Origin of the sequence: Kitasatospora sp. NPDC127121 (genome assembly GCF_042677305.1) — a bacterium.
Classification (GTDB): Bacteria; Actinomycetota; Actinomycetes; order Streptomycetales; family Streptomycetaceae; genus Kitasatospora.
Genome location: NZ_JBHXTQ010000080.1, coordinates 1 through 19495, shown reverse-complemented (window position 1 = coordinate 19495; position 19495 = coordinate 1). Strand labels below are relative to the sequence as shown.

The following is a 19495-nucleotide window of genomic DNA, read 5'->3' as shown; positions in this document are numbered from 1 at the left end:
GCTTCGCTCCCCGCGGCGCAGCCGGGGGCGCGCGGGGGTGAGCAGGGGTGGCTAGGATCGGAATCGCATATTCCGGATAGGCGGTGAGACGGGAAGCAAGGTCTCCGATGGCCCCGAGGTCCGAGCAGTGGCCGCCGTACGTGCGGTTCGCGCCGTGGTTGCTGATCGTCGGCGGGCTCGTCTGGAACTCCCTGGATCCCACCGACTACTGGGGCGACCCGCTCCTGGCGGCCGCCGCCGTCCTGACCGGCGCGCTGCTGACCTTGCGGGACACCCTCGCGGTGGGCGTCGCCAATGTGACCGGCATCCTCGTGCTGGCCGTGCGGGACGGCTCGATCGGCACCCAGGACGGCTACCTGGAGCTGGTGAACACGGCCTTCGCCGCGCTGCTCGGCGTCTGGGTCAACCGCGTCGTCGCCCGGCACGGGGAGCGGCTGGCGCAGGTGCGGTCGGTGGCCGAGGCCGCCCAGCGGGCGGTGCTGCCCGAGCCGCCCGCGCGGGTGGGCCGGCTGTCGGTCGCCGCCTGCTACCGGGCGGCGCAGACCGAGGCACTGATCGGCGGCGACGCGTACGCGCTGCAGGCGACCCCGTACGGCGTACGGGTGCTGATCGCGGACGTCCGGGGCAAGGGGCTGCAGGCGGTCGGCGCGGTGTCGGTGCTGCTCGGCGCGTTCCGGGAGGACGCCCACCGCGCGCCGGACCTCGCGGCGCTGGCCGACGGGTTGGAGCGGGCGCTCGCCCGGGAGAGCGCGCTGCTGGCCGAGGAGGTGCGGCTGGAGGGGTTCATCACGGCACTGCTGGTCGAGTTCCCGCCGGGTGAGGACGTCGTGCGCACGCTCGACTGCGGGCACCCGGGGCCGTACCTGCTGGGCGGCCCGGACGCGGTGCGCCGGCTGGACGCCGCCGACCCGGGGCTGCCGCTCGGGATGGGCTCGCTGGGCGTGGCCCGGCCGGTGCCGCAGACCCGGCCGTTCCCGCCGGGGTGCACGCTGCTGCTGGTGACCGACGGGGTGACGGAGGCCCGGGACGCGGCCGGGGAGTTCTACGATCCGCTGCTCGCCCTGGGCCCGCTCGGCCCGTTCGACGGCCCCCAGGAGGCCGTCGACGCGCTGGTGGCGGACGTGGAGCGGTGGACGGGCGGGCCGCGGGACGACGACATGGCGGTGCTGGCGGTGACCTGCCGGGAGGCGGACTGAGCGGCGGGGCCCGGCCCGGCCCGTCCGGCGGCGCGGGTGCTTCTTCCCACGGCCTCCCGCGGCGCGGCCGATATCACGATCAGGTGACGGACAGTCAGTGTTTCGCATGATCCAGCCAAGTTGAGTGACGGCGTCCGGTGGCCGGAATGCGAATGCCCGCATAGCGGACGGCGAATTGGACGTGCGGGGCCCGCGGTGTGCCGGGTGGCCGCGCGAGTGGTCCGTCCCTGGTCGGCGGCCTGCGCGGACGTCCCGGCGGGAGCGTGCTCGGCCGTATGGGGGCCGTAAGGGCAGGTCGTGGGAGTGGCGCGATAGGGCCGACCCGTGGTTCGTCCGGAAACGGACGCGATGCTTGCCCAGTAGCGAAGTGGTGACCGAAAGTCGCACTGATGAACGAGACGCCAAGCCCCCGCCGCGACCGACTGCTCGGCCACCGCGACTTCCGACTCCTGCTCACCGGAGCCGCGACGGCCCAGACGGGCAGTCAGGTGACCCTGGTCGCGCTCCCGTTGGTGGCGGTGGTGGTGCTCGATGCCACACCCTTCGAGGTCGGCCTGCTGACCGCCGCCGAGACCGCCGCGTTCCTGCTGGTCGGCCTGCCGGCCGGCGCCTGGCTGGACCGGATGCGCAAGCTTCCGGTGCTGATCCGCGCCGACGTGGTGCGCTGCCTCGCCGTCGGGTCGATCCCGCCGGCCGCCGCGCTCGGCGTGCTGACCATGGCCCAGCTCTACCTGGTGGCGCTGGTCACCGGGGTGGCGACGGTCTTCTTCGACGTCGCCCACCAGTCCTTCCTGCCGTCCGTCCTGCCGCGCGAGCAACTGGTCGGGGGCAACGGCGCGATCGAGACGGTCCGCTCCTCGGCGCAGATCGTCGGGCCCGGGCTCGGCGGCGGCCTGGTCCAGCTGCTCGGCGCGTCGCTCGCCATCGTGGCCGACGCCGTCGGCTACCTCGCCTCCGCCCTGCTGCTCGCCCGGATCCGGGTCGAGGAGCCCCAACCGGAGCCGGCGACCGGACGGTCGCTGCGCGCCGAGGTCGCCGAGGGCGTGCGCTTCGTGCTCGGGCACCCGCTGCTGCGGGCGATCGCCACCGCGACCGCCGTGTCCAACCTGTTCGCCGCCGTGCTGGCGGCCGTGCAGACGGTGTTCTGGGTGCGGGTGCTCGACCTGGCGCCGGGCGCCATCGGCCTGCTGCTGTCGGCCTCCGCCGTCGGCGGCCTGGCCGGGGCGCTGTGCGCGGGGCGGCTGGCGGCGTGGCTCGGCCAGGCCCGGCTGATCTGGCTCGCCACCGTGGTGACGGCGCCGTTCGCGCTGCTGTGGCCGCTGTCCGGCCGGGGTGCGGGCGTGGTGCTGTTCGGGATCGCCTCGGCGGTGGTGCTGTTCGGCGCGGTGGCCTACAACGTCGCCCAGGTGAGCTTCCGGCAGAGCCTGTGCCCGCCGGAGCTGCTCGGCCGGATGAACGCCACCATGCGCTTCCTGGTCTGGGGCACGCTGCCGATCGGCGCGCTCGTCGGCGGCACCGTCGCCGACGCGGCCGGACCGCGCGCCGCGCTGTGGCTGTGCGCGGCGGGCTTCCTGCTGGTCCCGGTGCCGCTGCTGCTGTCGCCGCTGCGCCGGCTGCGGGACCTCCCGGCCGAAACCGCCGCCACGGCCGGGGAGGAGCCCGTCGCGAGCCCCGCCGCCTGACGCACCCGGCCGCCCGACGAGCCCCGCCGCCTGACGTCCGAACCGAACCGAGACCGGAAACCGGAGACCGTTCCGTGCACGCCAGCATCACCGCCGCCTACCTCGCCCGGTACCGTTCCGCCGCCGCCGACTCCCCGACGGACCTGCTCCCGCTCACCGGCGCCCAGCGGCGCTTCCTGATCACCCGCAGGCTCGCGCCGCAGGGCCGGCCCGAGGTCGTCCCGCTGTTCCACGCCTACCCGGGCGGCACCCTCGACCTGCCCCGGCTGGCCCGCGCCGCCACCACCACCGCCGCCCGGCACCCGGCGCTGTGCGGCGGCTTCGGGACGGTGCGCGGCACGCCCGTCCTGCGGGTCGGCGCCCCCTCGGCCGAGGCCGCCCGGATCGCCGTCCCGCCCGGCGGCACCGCCGGGTCCGCCCTGCGCGAGGCCCTGCTGGACTGGCCCGCCGACGGGCCCGCGCTGCGCCTGCTGGTGGCCCGGGAGCCGGACGGCGAGGAGGAACTGCTCGCCCTCGCGGTGGACCACGCGGCCTGCGACGAGCAGTCGCTCGGCATCCTGACCGCCGACCTCACCGACGCCTACGCCCGGGACGACCACGCCCAGGAGGCCCTCGCCGCCCCCGACCAGGACGCCCTGGCGGCCTACCGGGAGGCCGTCGAACGGCAACTGGCCGCCGAGGACGCCGCCGGCGGACCCGCCGCACAGGCCCACTGGGGCCGCCGGCTCGGCGGCGTCACCGGGACGGGCGGGGGAGCGGCCGGCTCCACCGGCATGCTCAGCCACCGGCTGCCCGCCGCCGAGGGGGCCGCCCGCACCGCCTTCTTCCCCGCACTGCTGGACGCCACCGCGGCCGCCGCCCACCGGCTGCACCGGACCGACGGGCAGCTCGCCCTCGGCTACCCGTGGGGCGGCCGCCCGCCCGGCGCGCCCGCCGCGCTCGGCTGCTTCCTCAACACCCTGGTGCACCCCGCCGTACCCGGCGCGGCCACCGCCCTGGAGGACCTCGCCGACGCCTGGTGGGACGACCTCGACCACGCCGACACCCCGTTCGACGAGGTGGTCCGGGCCGCCCGCACCGCCGGCGCCCCGTGGACGGGCGCCCTGGACGGCATGCTCACCCTGGAGGACCTGCACCGCCGCCCGCCGCTGGTGTTCGGCGGCGTGCCCGGCCGGGAGATCCACCTGGCCGGGCGGCCGCTCGCCGCGCCGTTCGCGGTCGCCGCCTCGCACGGCGACGACCTGCTGGTGCGCCTCGCCTGGGACCGCGAACGGTTCCCCGAGGACGCCGCCACCGCCGCCTTCGACGACCTGCTCGCCACGCTGCGCCGCCACCTGCGGACGGCCTGACCCGCCCGGCCCGACCCCGCGCCGGACACCTGATCCGGACACCTGATCCGGACGCCTGATCCGGACCCGACCCGAAGCCGCCCCGGCCCCGACCCGAAGCCGTACCGGACCCGCACCGGACGTCCGCATCAGGACGCCCGCCCCGGACGCCTGACCCGCCCCGGACCGAAGCCGCCACCGAATCCCCACACCGACCGCCGGGCCGTGCCACCACCCCGGCGCGCCCGGAACCAGGGCCGGGCCATCCACGCCCGCCCCGTCACCGCAGGGCCAACACGCCCACCACACAAGGGAGTCACCGATGTTTGCGCTCTCCTCCTCGCAGGAGATCGTCTGGCTGCACGAGCAGATGCTGCCCGGCAGTCGTGCGTACAACTTCACCGCCGTGCTCGACCTCTGGGGCACCCTCGACGAGGACGCGCTGCACGCCGGACTGGCCGCCGTCCTCGCCCACCACCCGGGCCTGCGCCTGGAACTGGTCCCCCGCCCGGAGGGCCTGCCGGGCCAGCGGGTCGCCGAGCACTGCGAACCGACGCTGCGCCGCAGCGACTTCGCCGCCGAGGCCGACCCGGACGCCGCCTTCCGCGAGCTGCTGGCCGCCGAGGCCGAGGAGCCGGTGGACACCGAGCAGGCGCCGGTGCTGCGCTGGCACCTGGTGCGCCTCGGCACGGACCACCACCGGCTGATCCACGTCGAGCACCACCTCGTCCACGACGGCCACTCCTTCGCGATCCTGCTGCGCGACCTGTTCACCGTCTACCGCGCCCACGTCCTCGGCGAGCCCTACCAGCTGCCCGAGGCGCCCTCGTACGAGCAGCACGCCCGTACGGCCGTCGACCCGGACGCCCGCGAGCGCGCGCTCGCCTTCTGGCTGCGGGAGCTGACCGACGCCCCGCGCGAGGTCACCCTGCCCGGGCTGGCCAACCCCGCCGCGGTGCGCCGCCACCGCGGCGGCCAGATGCGTCAGGCGATCGGCGCCGACCTGGCCGAGCGGCTGCGCACCCGCAGCAAGGAGGACGGGCACACCCCGTTCAGCACCCTGCTCACGCTCTTCGCCGAACTGCTGCGCCGGCACTCCGGGCACCGCGAACTCGTCGTCGGCACCGCCGTCGGCAACCGCCCTGAGGGCTTCGAGGGCACCGTCGGCATGTTCGTGAACACCGTGCCGCTGCACCTGCGACTGGACCCGTCCGCCCCCGGCACCGAGGCCGTCGACGAGGTGACCGACGTCCTGCTGCGCGCGCTGCCCTACCAGGACCTGCCGGTCCAGGAGCTGACCCGCCGGCTCGGCCTGCACACCGGCGGCGCCGACAACCCGCTGTTCAACGTGATGTTCAGCGCGCACGACGCCGCGCTGCCGGACGTCCAGGCGCCCGGTCTCGAAGTCTCGCTGTACGAAGGCTTCAACACCGGCACCACCCGCTTCGACCTCGACCTGGTGCTGCTGCCCGACGACCGCCGGGTGGTCGGCGAGAAGCACGGCGGCGCCGGGATGACCCTGGTCTGGGACTACGACGCCGACCTCTTCGGCGAGGCCGAGGCCACCCTGCTGGCCGACCGCCTGCTCCAGCTGCTGCGCTGCTACCTCGACCGGCCCGAGGCCACGCTGGCCGCGCTCGACCCCGCCCCGGCCGCCGAACCCGCCACCGCCGTCGCCCGGGCCGGTCTCGACCCGGCCGCCGCCCACGACCCCACGGCGATCGCGATGATCGCCGGCACCGAGCGCCTCAGCTACGGCGAGCTCGACCGCCGCGTCACCCAGCTGGCCGAACGCCTGCGCGCCGCCGGCGTCACCCCCGGCCAGCCGGTCGCCGCCGTGCTGCCGCGCGGCGTGGACAGCGTCGTCGCCCTGCTCGCCTGCCTGCGGTACGGCGCCGTGTACGCGCCGCTGTCCGCCGAGGACCCGGCCGCCCGGCTCGGCCTGCTGCTGGACCGGCTGGCCCCGGCCCTGGTGCTGGCCACCCGGCAGAGCGCGCTCGCCCTGCCCGCCGACGGCGTCACCCCCGCGCTGCTGGACGGCCCGGCCTTCCCCAAGGCCGAGCCCGCCGCAGTGGTGGAGGGCGCCGCCTACCTGATCCACACCTCCGGCTCCACCGGCGTGCCCAAGCCCGTCCTGGTCGGCCGCGACGCGCTCGCCGGGTACGTCGCCGCGATCGCCGCCCGCTACGAACTGACCCCCGCCGACCGGGTGCTGCTGTTCGCCCGCCCGTCCTTCGACGTGGCGCTGGAGGAGGTGCTGCCCGCGCTCGCCGCCGGCGCCGCCCTGGTTGTGCCGCAGCGCGAGGTGCCCACCGGGCCCGAGCTCGTCGCCGTGCTCGCCGCCCGCGGCGTCACCGTCGCCAACCTGCCGACCAGCTACCTGCTCGCCGTCCGCGAGGACCTGCGCGAGGCGCTGCGCGACGGCCGCTGGGCGCCCCGGCTGCTCGTCCTCGGCGGCGAGCGCCTGCCCGCCCGCGCGCTGACCGGCCTGATCGAGGCCACCACCGTGCTGAACGCCTACGGCGTCACCGAGGCCACCGTCACCTCCACCGTGTACGAGGTCACCGCCGCCGACGTGGCCGAGGACGGCGAGATCCCGCTCGGCGCCGAACTGGACGGCGTGCGCCTGCACGTCCTGGACGAGGCGCTGCGCCCGCTCCCGGCCGGCTGCGTCGGCGAACTCGCCGTCAGCGGAGCCCTGCTGGCCGACGGCTACCTCGGCCTGCCGGAGCCGACCGCGGCCCGCTTCGTCACCGTGCCCGCCCTCGGCGGCGAGCGCGTCTACCGCACCGGCGACCGCGGCTACCGCGACCTGCGCGGCCGGCTGTGCTTCCTCGGCCGCGCCGACAACCAGGTCAAGCTCCGCGGCCACCGGATCGAACTGGAGGAGATCGAGGCCGCCGCCTCCGCCGAACTCGGCGGCCGCTCCTGCGCGGTGGTGCTGCACACCGACCCGCAGGCCGGCCCGCGCCTGATCGGCTTCCTGGAGGGCGCCGACCGCCCCGACCAGGCCGCCCTGCACGCCGCGCTCGCCCAGCGGCTGCCCGGCGGGCTCGTCCCCGCCACCTGGACGGCCGTCGAGACGATGCCGACCCTGCCCGGCGGCAAGCCCGACCGCGCCGCCCTCGCCCGGCTCGCCGACGAGGCCCCCGCCCAGGAGGCCGCCCCGGCCGCCGAGAGCGCCTTCGCCGACCCCGGCCAGGAACTGATCGCCGCCGCCTGGCGCGAGGTGCTCGGCCACGACCGCTTCACCGCCGAGTCCCACTTCTTCGAGGTCGGCGGCCACTCGCTGCTCGCCGCCCAGCTCGCCGCCTGGCTGGAGCCGCACCTCGGCAGCCGCCCGCCGCTGCGCACCCTGTTCCGCCACGCCGTCCTGGCCGACCAGGCCAGCGCCCTCACCGGCCAGCACCCCGGAAAGGCAGACCGCGCATGAGCGCCCCCTCCGCCGTCCTCGAAGACGCCCACCGCGAACTCGTCGACGCCTTCGAGAGCTTCGTCCGCCGCGAGCTCGTCCCGCTGGCCGCCGAACTGCCCGAGACCGCCGACGAGGTGCCCGCCGAACTGCGCGCCTACGTCCGCAAGCGCTCCGCCGCGCTCGGCTTCTACGCCGGCGACTACCCCGAGGAACTCGGCGGCGCCGACATGCCGTTCACCGCCGTCGTCCTGCTGCACCACGCCGCCGGGCGCAGCGGCTGCCCGCTCGCGCCGTACGCCCTGGCCGGCTCCGACGGCCCCAGCCCGCTGCTGCGGCACGGCACCCCCGAGCAGATCGAGCGCCACCTCGTGCCGCTGGTCCGCGGCGAGCAGACCCGCTGCCTCGCCCTCACCGAGCCGCACGCCGGCTCCGACGCGTTCCGCCTCACCACCACCGCCGTGCGCACCGCCGACGGCTGGGTGCTGAACGGCCGCAAGACCTTCGTCAGCAACGCCGACCGGGCCGGCCTGGTGCTCGTCGTCACCGCCACCGACCTCGGCGAGGGGGCCGGGCCCACCGCCGGCGCCACCGCCTTCGTCCTCCCGATCGACCAGCCCGGCCTGCGGATCGGCCAGCGCTACGAGGGCATGTCCGGCGAACCGCTGTTCGAGCTGCTGCTCGACCAGGTCACCGTCTCCACCGACGCCGTGATCGGCGGCGAGGAGGGCGTCGGCGCGGCCACCGCCCTCGCCATGGACAGCCTCTCCCGGGGCCGCCTGGTCGTCGCCGCGATGTGCAACGGCATCGCCGAGTACGCGCTGCGCATGGGCGTCGAGTACGCCCGCGAGCGGCGCGCCTTCGGCAAGGTGATCGGCGAGTACCAGCACATCCAGGAGCACCTGGTGGCCACCCGGGCCGAGGTGGAGTGCTCCAAGCTGCTCACCCTCGCCTGCGCCCGGCTGGTCGACGACGGCACCGAGGCGCCGGAGAACGCGGCGCTCGCCAAGCTCACCGCCTCCGAGACCGCCGTGCGCGCGGTGGACCGCTCGCTCCAGGTGCACGGCGCCACCGGCTGGGTGCGCGGCCACCCGCTGGAGTTCCTGTACCGCTACGTGCGGATGACCACGATCATCGAGGGGACCTCCGAGGTCCAGAAGGTGATCATCGCCCGCTCCATGGGCCTGAACTGACAGACCGTCAACGCTCTGTCAACAGCCTGTCAACGGCCTGAACCACCTGGAGACGATGATGGAAACCCTGAGCATCGAATACGGCCGCCCGCACCAGGACGGCGCGGTCCTCGACCTGTTCGCCACCTGGGTGCACCGGACCCCGGACGCGCCCGCCCTGATCGACGGCGCCCGCACCTACAGCTACGCCGAACTCGACCGCCTCGCCGACACCGTGGCCGCGGCGCTGCGCGACCGGATCCGCCCCGGCGACCTGGTCGGCGTCTGCCTCGGCCACTCCGCCGCCCTGGCCGCCGTCACCCTCGCCACCGCCAAGCTCGGCGCCGTCCACCTGCCGCTCGGCCCGCGTCCCGGCGAGCGCCGGCTCCAGGCCGTCGCCGAGCAGCTGCGGCCCGCCTGCCTGGTCGGCGACCCGGCCCGACTGCCCCAGGGCGGCGAGCAGCTGGCGCTCGACCTGGACCCGACCACCGACGTGGTCGCCGCGTTCGTCCCCGGCGAGCAGGTCCACGTGCCCGCCGGCACCCACTACGCGGTGCTCACCTCCGGCTCGACCGGCACCCCCAAGGCCGTCGCCGTCGGCGAGCCCGCCCTCGGCGCGCTGCTCCACTGGTACCGCGAGCTGACCGGCCTCGGCCCCGGCGAGCGGCACAGCCTGCTGATCGGCGTGTCCTTCGACCCGCACGTCCTGGAGCTGTGGGCCACCCTCACCTCCGGCGCCGCGCTCACCCTCGCCCCCGAGGCCGTCCGCTGGGACCCGGGCGCGCTCACCGACTGGTGGCGCGAGGCCGGCGTCACCGTCAGCATCCTGCCGACCCCGCTCGCCGAGCCGATCCTGGCGCGCGCGTGGCCGGACGGGCTGGCGCTGCGCCACCTCACCATCGGCGGCGACCGGCTGCGCCGCGCCCCCGGCCCGGACGTCACCGCGGCCGTCCACAACGCCTACGGCCCCGCCGAGGCCACCGTCACCACCACCGTGCACACCATGGCGCCCGGCCTCGACCACGGCGCCGGCGCACCCCCGATCGGGCTGCCCGTCCCGGGCGCGGTCGTCCTGGTCACCGACGAGGACGGCCGGCCGGTGCCGCGCGGCCAGGCCGGCGAACTGCGCATCGGCGGCCGGGGCCTGGCCGCCGGCTACCTCGACCCCGAGCTGACCGCCCGGCGCTTCGTCGGCGTGCCGCCCGGCGTGGACGGCATCGACCGGGTCTACCGCAGCGGCGACCGGGTCGTGATGGGCGCCGACGGCGTGCTGGAGTTCCACGGCCGGCTCGACGACCAGGTCAAGGTCAGCGGCGTCCGGGTCGAACCCGCCGAGGTCGAGGCCGCGTTCGAGCGCGACCCGCGGGTGCGCCGGGCCGTGGTGGCCGCGGCCCCGGCGCCGACCGGAGGCGTCCGGCTGCTCGCCTTCGTCCAGACCGTCGAGGGGCCCTCGGCGGCCGGCGCCGACGAACTGCTGGCGGCGGTCCGGCCGTGGCTGCCCGAGCAGGCCGTCCCGTCGGCCGTCCGTCTGGTCGACACCTTCCCGCTGGATGCCAACGGCAAGGTCGACCGCGCCGCCCTGCTGCTCGCCCCGGCCGCGGACGAGCCGGTCGCGGCGGAGGAGGGCGCCACGCCCACCGAGCGCACCGTGCTGCGCCTGTGCCGCGACCTGCTCGGCCGCGCCGACCTCGGGCCCGGCGACAACTTCCTCGCCTCGGGCGGCAACTCGCTCGCCGCCGCACGGCTGCTGGAGGCCCTGGAGGAGGAGTGCGGGGTGCGGCTGCGCGCGCCCCTGGTGCTGCGCCAGCCCGACCTGCGGGCCGTCGCCCGGCTGGTGGTGGAGCGGCAGCCGACCGCCGCCGCCGCCGTCTGACCGCCCGCCCGCCCGTACGACCTGCGCAGGGCGCCCCGGCCGTTCGCGGCCGGGGCGCCCGGAAGGGAACCATCATGCCCACCGCGACCCTCCCGGACCTGATCGCCCGGCACGCCCAGGAGCGCCCCGACGCCCTCGCCGTGACCGACGGCTCCACCGTTCTGACGTACCGTCAACTCCTCGACTCCTCCGCCCGGCTGGCCGCGACCCTGGCCGCCCGGGGGATCGGCCCCGGCAGCGCCGTCGGCCTGCTCTGCGCCCGTTCCACCCGCCTGGTCGTCGCCCAGCTCGCGATCTGGCGGACCGGCGCCCACGTCGTCCCGCTCGACCCGGCCTACCCGCGTCAGCGCATCGCCGAGATGACCGGGGACGCCGGAGTCCGGCTCGTCCTCGGCGACAAGACGCTGCTCGCCGAGGCCGGACTCGCCGAGGAGCAGACCCTCGCGCTGACCTCGACGCTCGTCCTGGCCGAGCCCGCCGCCCCGGCCGGGCACGGCCCCGACGCCGCCGGTGCGGCCGCCCCCTGCGCCGCCGAGCCGGCCGCGCCCGCCCTGCTCTTCTACACCTCGGGCTCCACCGGCCGGCCCAAGGGCGTCATCGTCCCGCACAGCGCCGTCGCCGACCTGGTCACCGCCCAGGACGCGTTCACGCTCGGCCCCCGCGACCGGGTCCTGTTCCACTCCACGATCAGCTTCGACGCCTCCACCTTCGAACTGTGGGCCCCGCTGGCCCACGGCGCCGCCGTCGCCGTCTCGCCCTCCGACCGGCCCACCGCCGAGGAGCTCGTCCGCGACATCGAGCGGTTCGGCGTCACCACCGTGTTCATCACCACCGCCCTGTTCCACCACCTGGCCGCCCGGCAGTCCCGGATCTTCGGCGTGCTGCGCACCCTGGCCGTCGGCGGCGAAGCCCTGTCGCCCGAGTACGCCGGGGCGGTGCTGCGCGCCTTCCCCTGGCTCGAACTCTTCAACGTCTACGGGCCGACCGAGGCCACCACCTTCACCACCCTGCACCGGATCACCCCGGCCGACTGCACCACCGGCCCGGTCCCGATCGGCCGGCCCTTCGGCGGCGCCCGCGCCCTCGTCCTCGACCAGGAGCTCGCGCCGGTGGCGCCCGGCACCGTCGGCGAACTGTGGATCGCCGGCGGCCGGCTCGCCCAGGGCTACCTGGACCGGCCGGAGCTGACCGCCGAGCGCTTCCGCGACCTGCCCGGCACCGGCCGCGCCTACCGCAGCGGCGACCTCGTCCGCCAACGCCCCGACGGCGCACTGGAGTTCCACGGCCGCACCGACGACCAGGTGAAGGTCCGCGGCTTCCGGATCGAACCCGGCGAGGTCGAGCACGCGCTGCTGCAGTTCCCCGAGGTCGCCGAGGCGGCCGTCGTGGTCCGCCGGCCCGGCCACACCGACGCCGCGCTCACCGCCTGCCTGGTCCTCGCCGACGGCAGCCGACCGGCCGTCGAAACCCTCCGCGCCCGGCTCGCCGACCGGCTGCCCGCCCACCTGGTGCCCACCGCCTGGACCGTACTCGCCGCCCTGCCGCTGACCGGCACCGGCAAGATCGACCGCCGCGCCCTCGCCGCCGCCGACGAGACGGCCGCCGACGGACCGGGCACCGCCGCCGCCCTCACCCCGATCCAGCAGGCCGTCGCCACCGCCTGGACCCGCGCCCTGGAACGCCCGATCACCGACCCGGCCGCCGACTTCCTCGCCGAGGGCGGCCACTCGCTGCTCGCCATGTGGGTCGTCGACGACCTCCGCGAGGACCTCGGCGTCGAGCTCTCGCTCGCCGACTTCCTCGGCCACCCCACCGTCGCCGGCCAGGCCGACCTGCTCGAACGAGCCCTGCGCGCCGCGCACGACGACACCCCGCAAGGAGCCACCCGATGACCGCCGAGCACCCGGCCGTCGACCAGACCGCCGACCAGGCCGACCTGCTGCGCCGCGCCCGCCGCAACCGCCCCGCCGCGGGCGGGCGCCCGGCGGCCCCGCAGAGCGTGCCGGCCGGCCAGGGCGACGGCCCGGCCGGCCCCGCCCCGCTCTCGCACGCCCAGCAGCGGATGTGGCTGATGGACCACCTCGGCCAGGGCGGCGCCCTCTACAACGTCCCGCTCGCCACCCGCCTGCGCGGACCGCTCGACCCCGCCGCCCTCGCCACCGCCCTCACCGGCCTCACCGAGCGCCACGCCGTCCTGCGCACCCGCTACGGCCGCCAGGGCGACCAGCCGCACCAGCAGACCGACCCGGTCACCCCGGTGCCGCTGCGCACGGTGGACGCCACCTGGGAGAACGGCGCCGGGAACAACGCCCCCGCCCTGCTCGCCGCCGAGGCCGCCCGCCCCTTCGACCTCGCCACCGGCCCGGTCCTGCGCGCCCTGCTGCTGCGACACGACCCGCAGGACCACACCCTGCTCCTGAACATCCACCACATCGCCGTCGACGGCGGCTCGCTGCCCGTCCTCGCCGCCGACCTGGCCGCCCTCTACGTCGCCGCCCGCGACGGCGTGGCGCCCCAACTCCCGCCGCCCGGACCGTCGTACGCCGAGTACGCCCGTGAGGAGCGCACCCGCGACGCCGAACTCACCAGCGCCGCCGACGCCCGCGCCCGACACCTGGCCGGCGCCCGCCCGCTGCCGCTGCTGCGGCCCACCCCGCCCGGGGCGCGCGAGCGCCGGGCCACCCTGCACACCGCCCCGCTCGCCCCCGCCACCGTCGAGGGCCTGCGCCGGCTCGGCGCCCGGCACGGCGCCACCCTGTTCGCCGTCGTCCTGGCCGCCGCCTTCGCCACCCTGCGCACCGCCGCCGACCAGGCCGACCTCACCCTCGGCTGCGCCAGCGGCCAGCGCCTGCGGCCCGAACTGCGCCGCACCGTCGGCCTCGGCGTCAACACCCTCGCGGTGCGCGCCGACCTGGCCGGCGATCCCACCTTCACCGAGGTGCTCGGACGGGCCCGGACCGCGCTGCTCGACGCGCAGCAGCACCACGAGATCCCGTTCGACCTGATCGTCGAGCGGCTCGGCGCGGCGGCCCGCGGCGCCGACGGCACCCCGCTGCTCTCCGTCAGCTGCGACCTCGTCCACCCCGCCGAGCCGCTCACACTGCCCGGCCTCACCGCCGAGGACGTCGAACTCGACCTGGGCCTGGCCAAGTTCGGCCTCGCCCTGCTGGTCGAGGACGGCCCGCAGCCGCGCTGCCTGGTCCAGCACGACCGGGACGCCCTCGACGAGAGCACCGCCGAGCACCTGCTCACCGCCTTCGCGGACCTGCTCGCCGCCGTCGCCACCGACCCCGACCAGCCCCTGTCCGCACTCCCCGGCACCCGCCTGGCCACCGCCCAACACCCGGCCCTCGCCGCGCTGTCGGCCGACCCCCGGGTGGTCGAGGCGGCCGTCGTCGAGACCGCCGACGGCCCGCCGCTCGCCTACGCCGTGGTGCGCGGCCCGGTCGCCCCGACCGGCGTCGAACTGCGCGCCGCCCTGCGCCGCCACGTCGACCCCGCCCACCTGCCGGCCGCCGTCACCCTGCTGGACCGGCTGCCCCGGCACGCCGACGGGACCCCGGACCGCGGCCGGCTGCCCGGCGCGGCCCCGACCGCCCCCGAGCGGTCCGGCCCGCTCGACACCGTCCGGACGGCCTTCGGCGAACTGCTCGGCACCACCCCGCCCGCCGACGGCGACTTCTTCGCCCTCGGCGGCCACTCCCTGGTCGCCGTCCAGCTCGCCGAACGCCTGCGCACCCGCACCGGCCTGCCGCTCACCGGCCTGGACGTGCTGGAACAGCGCACCCCGCGCGCCCTCGCCGCCCTGCTCGCCACCCGCGAGGACGAGCGCCGCGCCGCCCCCGCCCGCACCGGCTCCCGCCCGGGCACCCGCACCCGCGCGGGCACCGTGCTGCTCACCGGCGCCACCGGCGGAGTCGGCGCGGCCGTCCTCCAGGAACTGATGGCCCAGGGCCGCCCGGTCCGGGCCCTGGTCCGGCCCGAGTCCGCCCACCTGCCCGCCCTGCACGGCGCCGAACTGGCCGAGGGCGACCTCGCCGACCTCGACAGCCTGCGCCGCGCGGTCGAGGGCGTCGACGCCGTCATCCACGCCGCCTGCACCTTCACCGAGCACGCCGTCGACCTCGCCGCGATGCGCGCCCTGGTCGAGGGCTGGCGCGGCGGCCCGTTCGTCTTCGTCAGCAGCATCGACGCCTACGGCCGCCCGTCCGGCACCGACGTCCCCGAAGGCGGCCCGACCGGCGAACCGGTCAGTCCCTACGGGCAGGCCAAGCTGGACTGCGAGCGCGTCCTGTTCGAGGCGGCCGCCACCGGCCGGGGCCCGGCCACCGTGGTCCGCGCCCCGATCGTCTGGGGCCCGCACCAGCGCCTGCGCGACCAGCTCCGCTGGGGCTCCACCGGCGACCTCTACCAGGCCGCCCTGGCCGGCCGCCCGATCGCCCTGCCCGCCCCCGCCCCCGGCGACCGCTCCACCTGGTACGGCGCCGCCTGGGTGCACTCCGCCGCCCTGGCCCGCGCGCTCGCCGCCTGCGTCGCCGACGGCAACCCGGCGGCCGGCCGGATCGTCAACGCCGTCAACGGGCACGTCTCCTGGGCGGACTTCACCGGTGAGCTCGTGCGCCTGCTCGACTCCGGCAGCCCGCTGGACCTGCGCCCCGACGCCGATCCCGAACTCCGCCGCCCCTGGCACTACCGCGCGGAGACCCTCGCCGCCCCGCTGAGCCCCGAGCCGGGCGAGGACTGGCGCACCGTTCTGGCGGCGATGGTCGGCTGACCTGCACCGCTCCGCGTCGCGGCGGCCGGCCCGAGGCCGGCCGCCGCGGCCGTTCGGGGGGCCGCCGCGGCTATATGATCACGCGGCCGAGATCACGTCACGGGGGAGCACGAGAACAGCGATGGCCGGGCAGGCAGTACTCGCACCGCCGAGGGAACTCCGCACCTGGTTCGGCCGGCGCTCGGTGCGGATGACCGGATCCGCGCTGGTGTGGCAGGAGGAACCGGAGGCCTTCCACATCCCCTACGGCCGGATCCACCGGGTGCACGCCGTCCCCGGCCGGGGCGTGCTCTGGGACCTGTGCGTCGAGGTCGACCCGCCGGGGCGCGGCGAGCGCTCCGAGTTCCGCCTGGGCACGACCGACGCCAAGGCCCAGGCGTTCGCCGACGCCATCAACGCGCAACGGCTGAAACGGCTCGCCGAGGCTCCGGCCGACCCGACGCGGATCCGCGTCGAACCGTTCCGGCGGCCCAGGCCGCTGCGGCCCGCCGGCTGGCAGCTCGGCCTCCTCGCCCTGTTCGCCGGCTGCCTCACCGAGTCCGTCGCCCTGGCCCTGCTCGGCCACCCCGTGCGGGCCGGGTTCGTCTGGGCCGGCTTCACCGCCTGGTGGGTGAGCGCCGCCTGGGCGGCGAACCTGCCCTGGCAGCTCCGCTACTGGCGCCAGCAGCAGGCACTGGGCGAGCTCCGCCCGGCGGAGTTCACCGGCTCCTACCTCGGGGAGTACCGGGTGCACGACGTCCGCGGCCACTCCCGCAGCACCCGGCGCACGCTCCGGTACACCTACCGGGTGACCGACCAGCTCGGCACGGCGCAGCGGCACGAGTGCAGCGCCGCCGACGTGCAGGACGTGACGCGGCCCCGCACGGTCCTGGTGGTGCCCGGCCGCCTGTCGGCGGACACGCCGGGCGGGCTCGCCGGCCACCTGGTGTGGATGGGCGTCACCGGCCTGCCGACCCTGGTCGCGGGCCTGGTCGGCCTGGTCCTCGTCCCGGGCCTGCTGCTGCCCTGAGCCGCCGCCGGCCCACCCGGTGCCGACCACCCCCCCACCCGGGTGGCGCGTCCGGCCTGGACTCCGGGTCCGTCTCCTGCCCCCACCCGACGCGCGCCCTTCCGTTTGCGGCGGCCCGGGCCGGGGTGTGGGGGCGCTGTGCGGGCGCTGGAGATCCACTGGAGGCCGCCTCAAGGAGGGTGGTTCGTGGCGGGTTGGGTGTGTTCTGGTGGATGGCGAAGCAGACCCGCCCCAGGTCCTGTCCGGCCGGACAGGACCCGGTTCGGGGCACGCCGGGGGACGGTAGACGCTCGCGCATGGATGTGAGTGTGGAGGCTATGGTTCGCCGGCCCGGAGTGGATTTGACTGGTGGACATGAGGACGGACGCGCAGGGTTCGCAGAACCGGCCGGGTCCGCTGGTTTCGTCGACTTCTTCTCCGAATGGGGTGGCTGCTGTGGTTGCCAAGGGTGTTGTGGATCTTCCGGTCGGTGCTGGTGTGGTGCTGGTGGTGGGTGGGACGGGTAAGACCGGTCGGCGGGTGGCGGAGCGGTTGGCGGGGTTGGGGTACGGGGTGCGGGTGGGGTCGCGGTCGGGGGCGGTGGCGTTCGACTGGCATGACGAGGGGACGTGGGAGGCGGCGCTGGAGGGGGTGAGTGCGGCGTATCTGACGTACTACCCGGATCTGGCGTTTCCCGGGGCGGTGGAGGCGGTGGGGGCGTTCGCGCGGCTGGCGGCGCGGCGTGGTGTGGGGCGTCTGGTGCTGCTGTCGGGGCGTGGTGAGGAGGCGGCGGAGGCGGGGGAGAAGGCGGTGATGGAGTCGGGGGCCGCGTGGACGGTGGTGCGGTGCGCGTGGTTCAACCAGAACTTCAGCGAGAGTTTCTTCCTGGATCCGGTGCTGGCGGGGGAGTTGGCGTTGCCGGTGGGGGGTGCGGTGGAGCCGTTCGTGGACGCGGAGGACATCGCGGAGGTGGCGGTGGCGGCGTTGACGCAGGCGGGGCATGCGGGGGAGGTGTACGAGTTGACGGGGCCGCGGTTGCTGTCGTTCGCGGAGGTGGCGGTGGAGTTGTCGCGGGCGACGGGTCGTGAGGTGCGGTTCGAGGCGGTGTCGGAGGCGGCGTACCGGGGGGTGTTGGAGGAGGCGGGGCTGCCGGGGGACTTCGCGGAGCTGTTCTCGGTGATCCTGGACGGTCGTAACGCCTCGTTGGGGGACGGGGTGCGGCGGGCGTTGGGTCGTGAGCCGCGGGACTTCGCCGAGTTCGCCCGCGAGGCCGCCGCGTCCGGGGTCTGGGACGTGTGAGCCGCCCACCGTGCCGCACAACTCGCAGGCCAGTCAGTTCCGTTGATCGTCGGTGCCGGGCCTCGCCGGCCTCCTGACCGTCCATCCGGGTCGAACCCGGGAGCGGTACGGAAGCCGGTGCCCGGGCACCGTGGTGGCCCCCGCGCTGGGCGGGGGCCGGGGAGAAATCGAAGGATTACCGATGCGCTCGAACCAGACCGCGACTCCAGCTTCCTACTCCGCTCCATCCTCCTTCGGCGGCCTCGCGCCGGGCGCCTCGGCGGCCCCCGCCGCACGGAGCAAGGCCGCCGGGCCCGTCCTGGCGGGCGCCACCATCGCGATGGGCCTGATGGCGGGCCTGTTCTTCGCCTTCGACGTGTCCGTGATGCCGGGCCTCGCGGCGGGCGACGACCGGACGTACGTGACGGCGATGCAGCACATCAACAAGTCGATCGAGAACGGGATGTTCGGCCTGGTCTTCGTCGGCGCCTTCGTGGCGACGGGCGTGGCGGCCTGGCTCCAGCACAAGGCCGGGCGACGGCAGGCGGCGCTGTGGGCCGCCGGGGCGACGGTGCTCTACGTGGTGGCCCTGATGGTCACCATGGGCGTCAACATCCCGCTCAACAACCAGCTGGCGCAGGCCGGCGACCCGTCCCAGATCACCGACTTCGCGGGCGTGCGCGCCAAGTTCGAGGGCACCTGGGTGGCCACCAACATGCTCCGCACGCTGCTCTGCACGGGGGGCCTGGCGGCCCTGACCCGGGCGCTGGTCCTGCACGGCCGCGCCTCGCGCTGAACGGCCCGGCCCCGCAACGGGGTTGCCGCCCCTGGTGGATCCCCACCGGGGGCGGTCGCCGTGCCCGGTGCCGTGCCCGGCCAGTTCCCGCCGCTCGCCGCTGGTCAACCCGCCGAGCAGCTGGCCGAATTCACCCCCGGCCGGTCGCGGCGGCGGCGCCCTTCGGCGCAGACTGGTCGGTACAGGGCGGTTCCGGCACCAGGGGCAGGGGGCAGGCATGGCCGTACATTCCGGCAGGCGCAGGGCGGTTGGGCGGATTCGGACCGCGATCGGCGCACTCGCCGTCGCCCTGGTGGCGGGAGCGGCGGTCGCGGTGCCGGCCGCACCCGCCGAGGCGGCGGGCGCCAAGGCCTACCAGGGCGCCAAGGCCGACCAGGGCGGGAAGGTCGTCTACCTCACCTTCGACGACGGCCCCAGCCCCACCTACACGCCGAGGATCCTCGGGATCCTCGCCCGCTACGGTGTGCGCGCGACGTTCTTCGAGATCGGGCAGAACGTCGCCGCCCACCCGGCGCTCACCGGGCAGGTCGCCCGGGCGGGCCACAGCGTGCAGAACCACTCCTGGTCGCACCCTGACCTGCGCCGGCTCTCGGCCTCCGCCGTCAACGCCCAGGTGGCGAACACGGACAAGGCGATCCGCGCCCAGACCGGCCGCACTCCGAGCTGCCTGCGCCCGCCCTACGGTGCGGTCAACGGCGCGGTGCGCTCGCGCGCGGCGGCGCTCGGCAAGCAGGTCGTGCTGTGGTCGGTGGACCCGACCGACTGGTCCCGGCCGGGAACGGCGGCCATCCAGTCCCGGGTGCTGAAGAACGTCCGCCCGGGCTCGGTGATCCTGCTGCACGACGGCGGCGGAGACCGCAGCCAGACGGCCGCCGCACTTCCGACGATCCTCTCCACCCTCAAGGCGCGCGGGTACACCTTCGGGACCCTCTGCGGCTAGGGCGGGACCCGCCGGAGCCCCCGGATACGCCTTCGAACTCCCGCGCGCGTCGTGGG

Annotated in this window: 12 protein-coding genes; all 12 read left to right on the top strand. The window is 76.3% G+C overall.

Features of this window, described 5'->3' with window-relative positions; translation table 11 throughout:
• The first annotated feature begins 107 nt into the window (after window positions 1–107).
• The 12 genes from ACFVHI_RS30175 (at window position 108) to ACFVHI_RS30120 (ending at window position 19439) form a co-directional block, all read left to right on the top strand.
• Complete coding sequence (locus ACFVHI_RS30175) at window positions 108–1196, top strand: PP2C family protein-serine/threonine phosphatase (protein WP_063350747.1); 1089 nt, start codon at window positions 108–110, stop codon at window positions 1194–1196.
• Between the two features lie 389 nt (window positions 1197–1585).
• Window positions 1586–2878, top strand: a complete 1293-nt coding sequence (locus ACFVHI_RS30170; RefSeq protein WP_380344740.1) for an MFS transporter — start codon at window positions 1586–1588, stop codon at window positions 2876–2878.
• 74 nt (window positions 2879–2952) lie between these two features.
• A complete protein-coding gene (locus ACFVHI_RS30165) occupies window positions 2953–4227 on the top strand; it encodes a non-ribosomal peptide synthetase (RefSeq protein WP_380344737.1) in 1275 nt (424 codons plus the stop codon).
• A gap of 301 nt (window positions 4228–4528) precedes the next feature.
• Window positions 4529–7639: a non-ribosomal peptide synthetase gene (locus ACFVHI_RS30160; RefSeq protein ID WP_063350750.1), complete on the top strand. Its 3111-nt coding sequence runs from the start codon at window positions 4529–4531 to the stop codon at window positions 7637–7639.
• Window positions 7636–8811 carry an acyl-CoA dehydrogenase family protein gene (locus ACFVHI_RS30155; protein ID WP_063350751.1) on the top strand — a complete coding sequence of 392 codons (1176 nt, stop codon included), beginning with the start codon at window positions 7636–7638 and terminating at the stop codon, window positions 8809–8811. The genes ACFVHI_RS30160 and ACFVHI_RS30155 overlap by 4 nt, the downstream gene beginning before the upstream one ends.
• A gap of 58 nt (window positions 8812–8869) precedes the next feature.
• Window positions 8870–10663 carry an AMP-binding protein gene (locus ACFVHI_RS30150; protein WP_380344733.1) on the top strand — a complete coding sequence of 598 codons (1794 nt, stop codon included), beginning with the start codon at window positions 8870–8872 and terminating at the stop codon, window positions 10661–10663.
• A gap of 74 nt (window positions 10664–10737) precedes the next feature.
• Window positions 10738–12555: an amino acid adenylation domain-containing protein gene (locus tag ACFVHI_RS30145; protein WP_380344730.1), complete on the top strand. Its 1818-nt coding sequence runs from the start codon at window positions 10738–10740 to the stop codon at window positions 12553–12555.
• The gene (locus ACFVHI_RS30140; RefSeq protein WP_380344727.1) at window positions 12552–15437 is read left to right on the top strand and encodes a condensation domain-containing protein; all 2886 of its coding nucleotides are present in this window, start codon (window positions 12552–12554) and stop codon (window positions 15435–15437) included. Before ACFVHI_RS30145 ends, ACFVHI_RS30140 begins: the two co-directional genes overlap by 4 nt.
• 121 nt (window positions 15438–15558) lie before the next feature.
• Window positions 15559–16446: a hypothetical protein gene (locus ACFVHI_RS30135; RefSeq protein WP_063350755.1), complete on the top strand. Its 888-nt coding sequence runs from the start codon at window positions 15559–15561 to the stop codon at window positions 16444–16446.
• A 354-nt stretch (window positions 16447–16800) separates the two neighbouring features.
• Window positions 16801–17724, top strand: coding sequence for an NmrA family transcriptional regulator (locus ACFVHI_RS30130; protein ID WP_380344724.1), 924 nt, complete (start codon window positions 16801–16803; stop codon window positions 17722–17724).
• Between the two features lie 181 nt (window positions 17725–17905).
• Window positions 17906–18499: a DUF1772 domain-containing protein gene (locus ACFVHI_RS30125; RefSeq protein ID WP_063350756.1), complete on the top strand. Its 594-nt coding sequence runs from the start codon at window positions 17906–17908 to the stop codon at window positions 18497–18499.
• A 217-nt stretch (window positions 18500–18716) separates the two neighbouring features.
• Entirely contained in the window at window positions 18717–19439 is a 723-nt protein-coding gene (locus ACFVHI_RS30120; RefSeq protein ID WP_380344721.1) for a polysaccharide deacetylase family protein, read from the top strand.
• Window positions 19440–19495: the final 56 nt, after the last annotated feature.

Bases quoted from the DNA above. Each gene is read 5' to 3' on its own strand.
- ACFVHI_RS30140 (WP_380344727.1), top strand. From the start codon at position 12,552: ATGACCGCCGAGCACCCGGCCGTCGACCAGACCGCCGACCAGGCCGAC.
- ACFVHI_RS30150 (WP_380344733.1), top strand. From the start codon at position 8,870: ATGGAAACCCTGAGCATCGAATACGGCCGCCCGCACCAGGACGGCGCG.
- ACFVHI_RS30145 (WP_380344730.1), top strand. From the start codon at position 10,738: ATGCCCACCGCGACCCTCCCGGACCTGATCGCCCGGCACGCCCAGGAG.
- ACFVHI_RS30135 (WP_063350755.1), top strand. From the start codon at position 15,559: ATGGCCGGGCAGGCAGTACTCGCACCGCCGAGGGAACTCCGCACCTGG.
- ACFVHI_RS30170 (WP_380344740.1), top strand. From the start codon at position 1,586: ATGAACGAGACGCCAAGCCCCCGCCGCGACCGACTGCTCGGCCACCGC.
- ACFVHI_RS30175 (WP_063350747.1), top strand. From the start codon at position 108: ATGGCCCCGAGGTCCGAGCAGTGGCCGCCGTACGTGCGGTTCGCGCCG.
- ACFVHI_RS30120 (WP_380344721.1), top strand. From the start codon at position 18,717: ATGGCCGTACATTCCGGCAGGCGCAGGGCGGTTGGGCGGATTCGGACC.
- ACFVHI_RS30160 (WP_063350750.1), top strand. From the start codon at position 4,529: ATGTTTGCGCTCTCCTCCTCGCAGGAGATCGTCTGGCTGCACGAGCAG.
- ACFVHI_RS30155 (WP_063350751.1), top strand. From the start codon at position 7,636: ATGAGCGCCCCCTCCGCCGTCCTCGAAGACGCCCACCGCGAACTCGTC.
- ACFVHI_RS30125 (WP_063350756.1), top strand. From the start codon at position 17,906: ATGCGCTCGAACCAGACCGCGACTCCAGCTTCCTACTCCGCTCCATCC.
- ACFVHI_RS30130 (WP_380344724.1), top strand. From the start codon at position 16,801: ATGAGGACGGACGCGCAGGGTTCGCAGAACCGGCCGGGTCCGCTGGTT.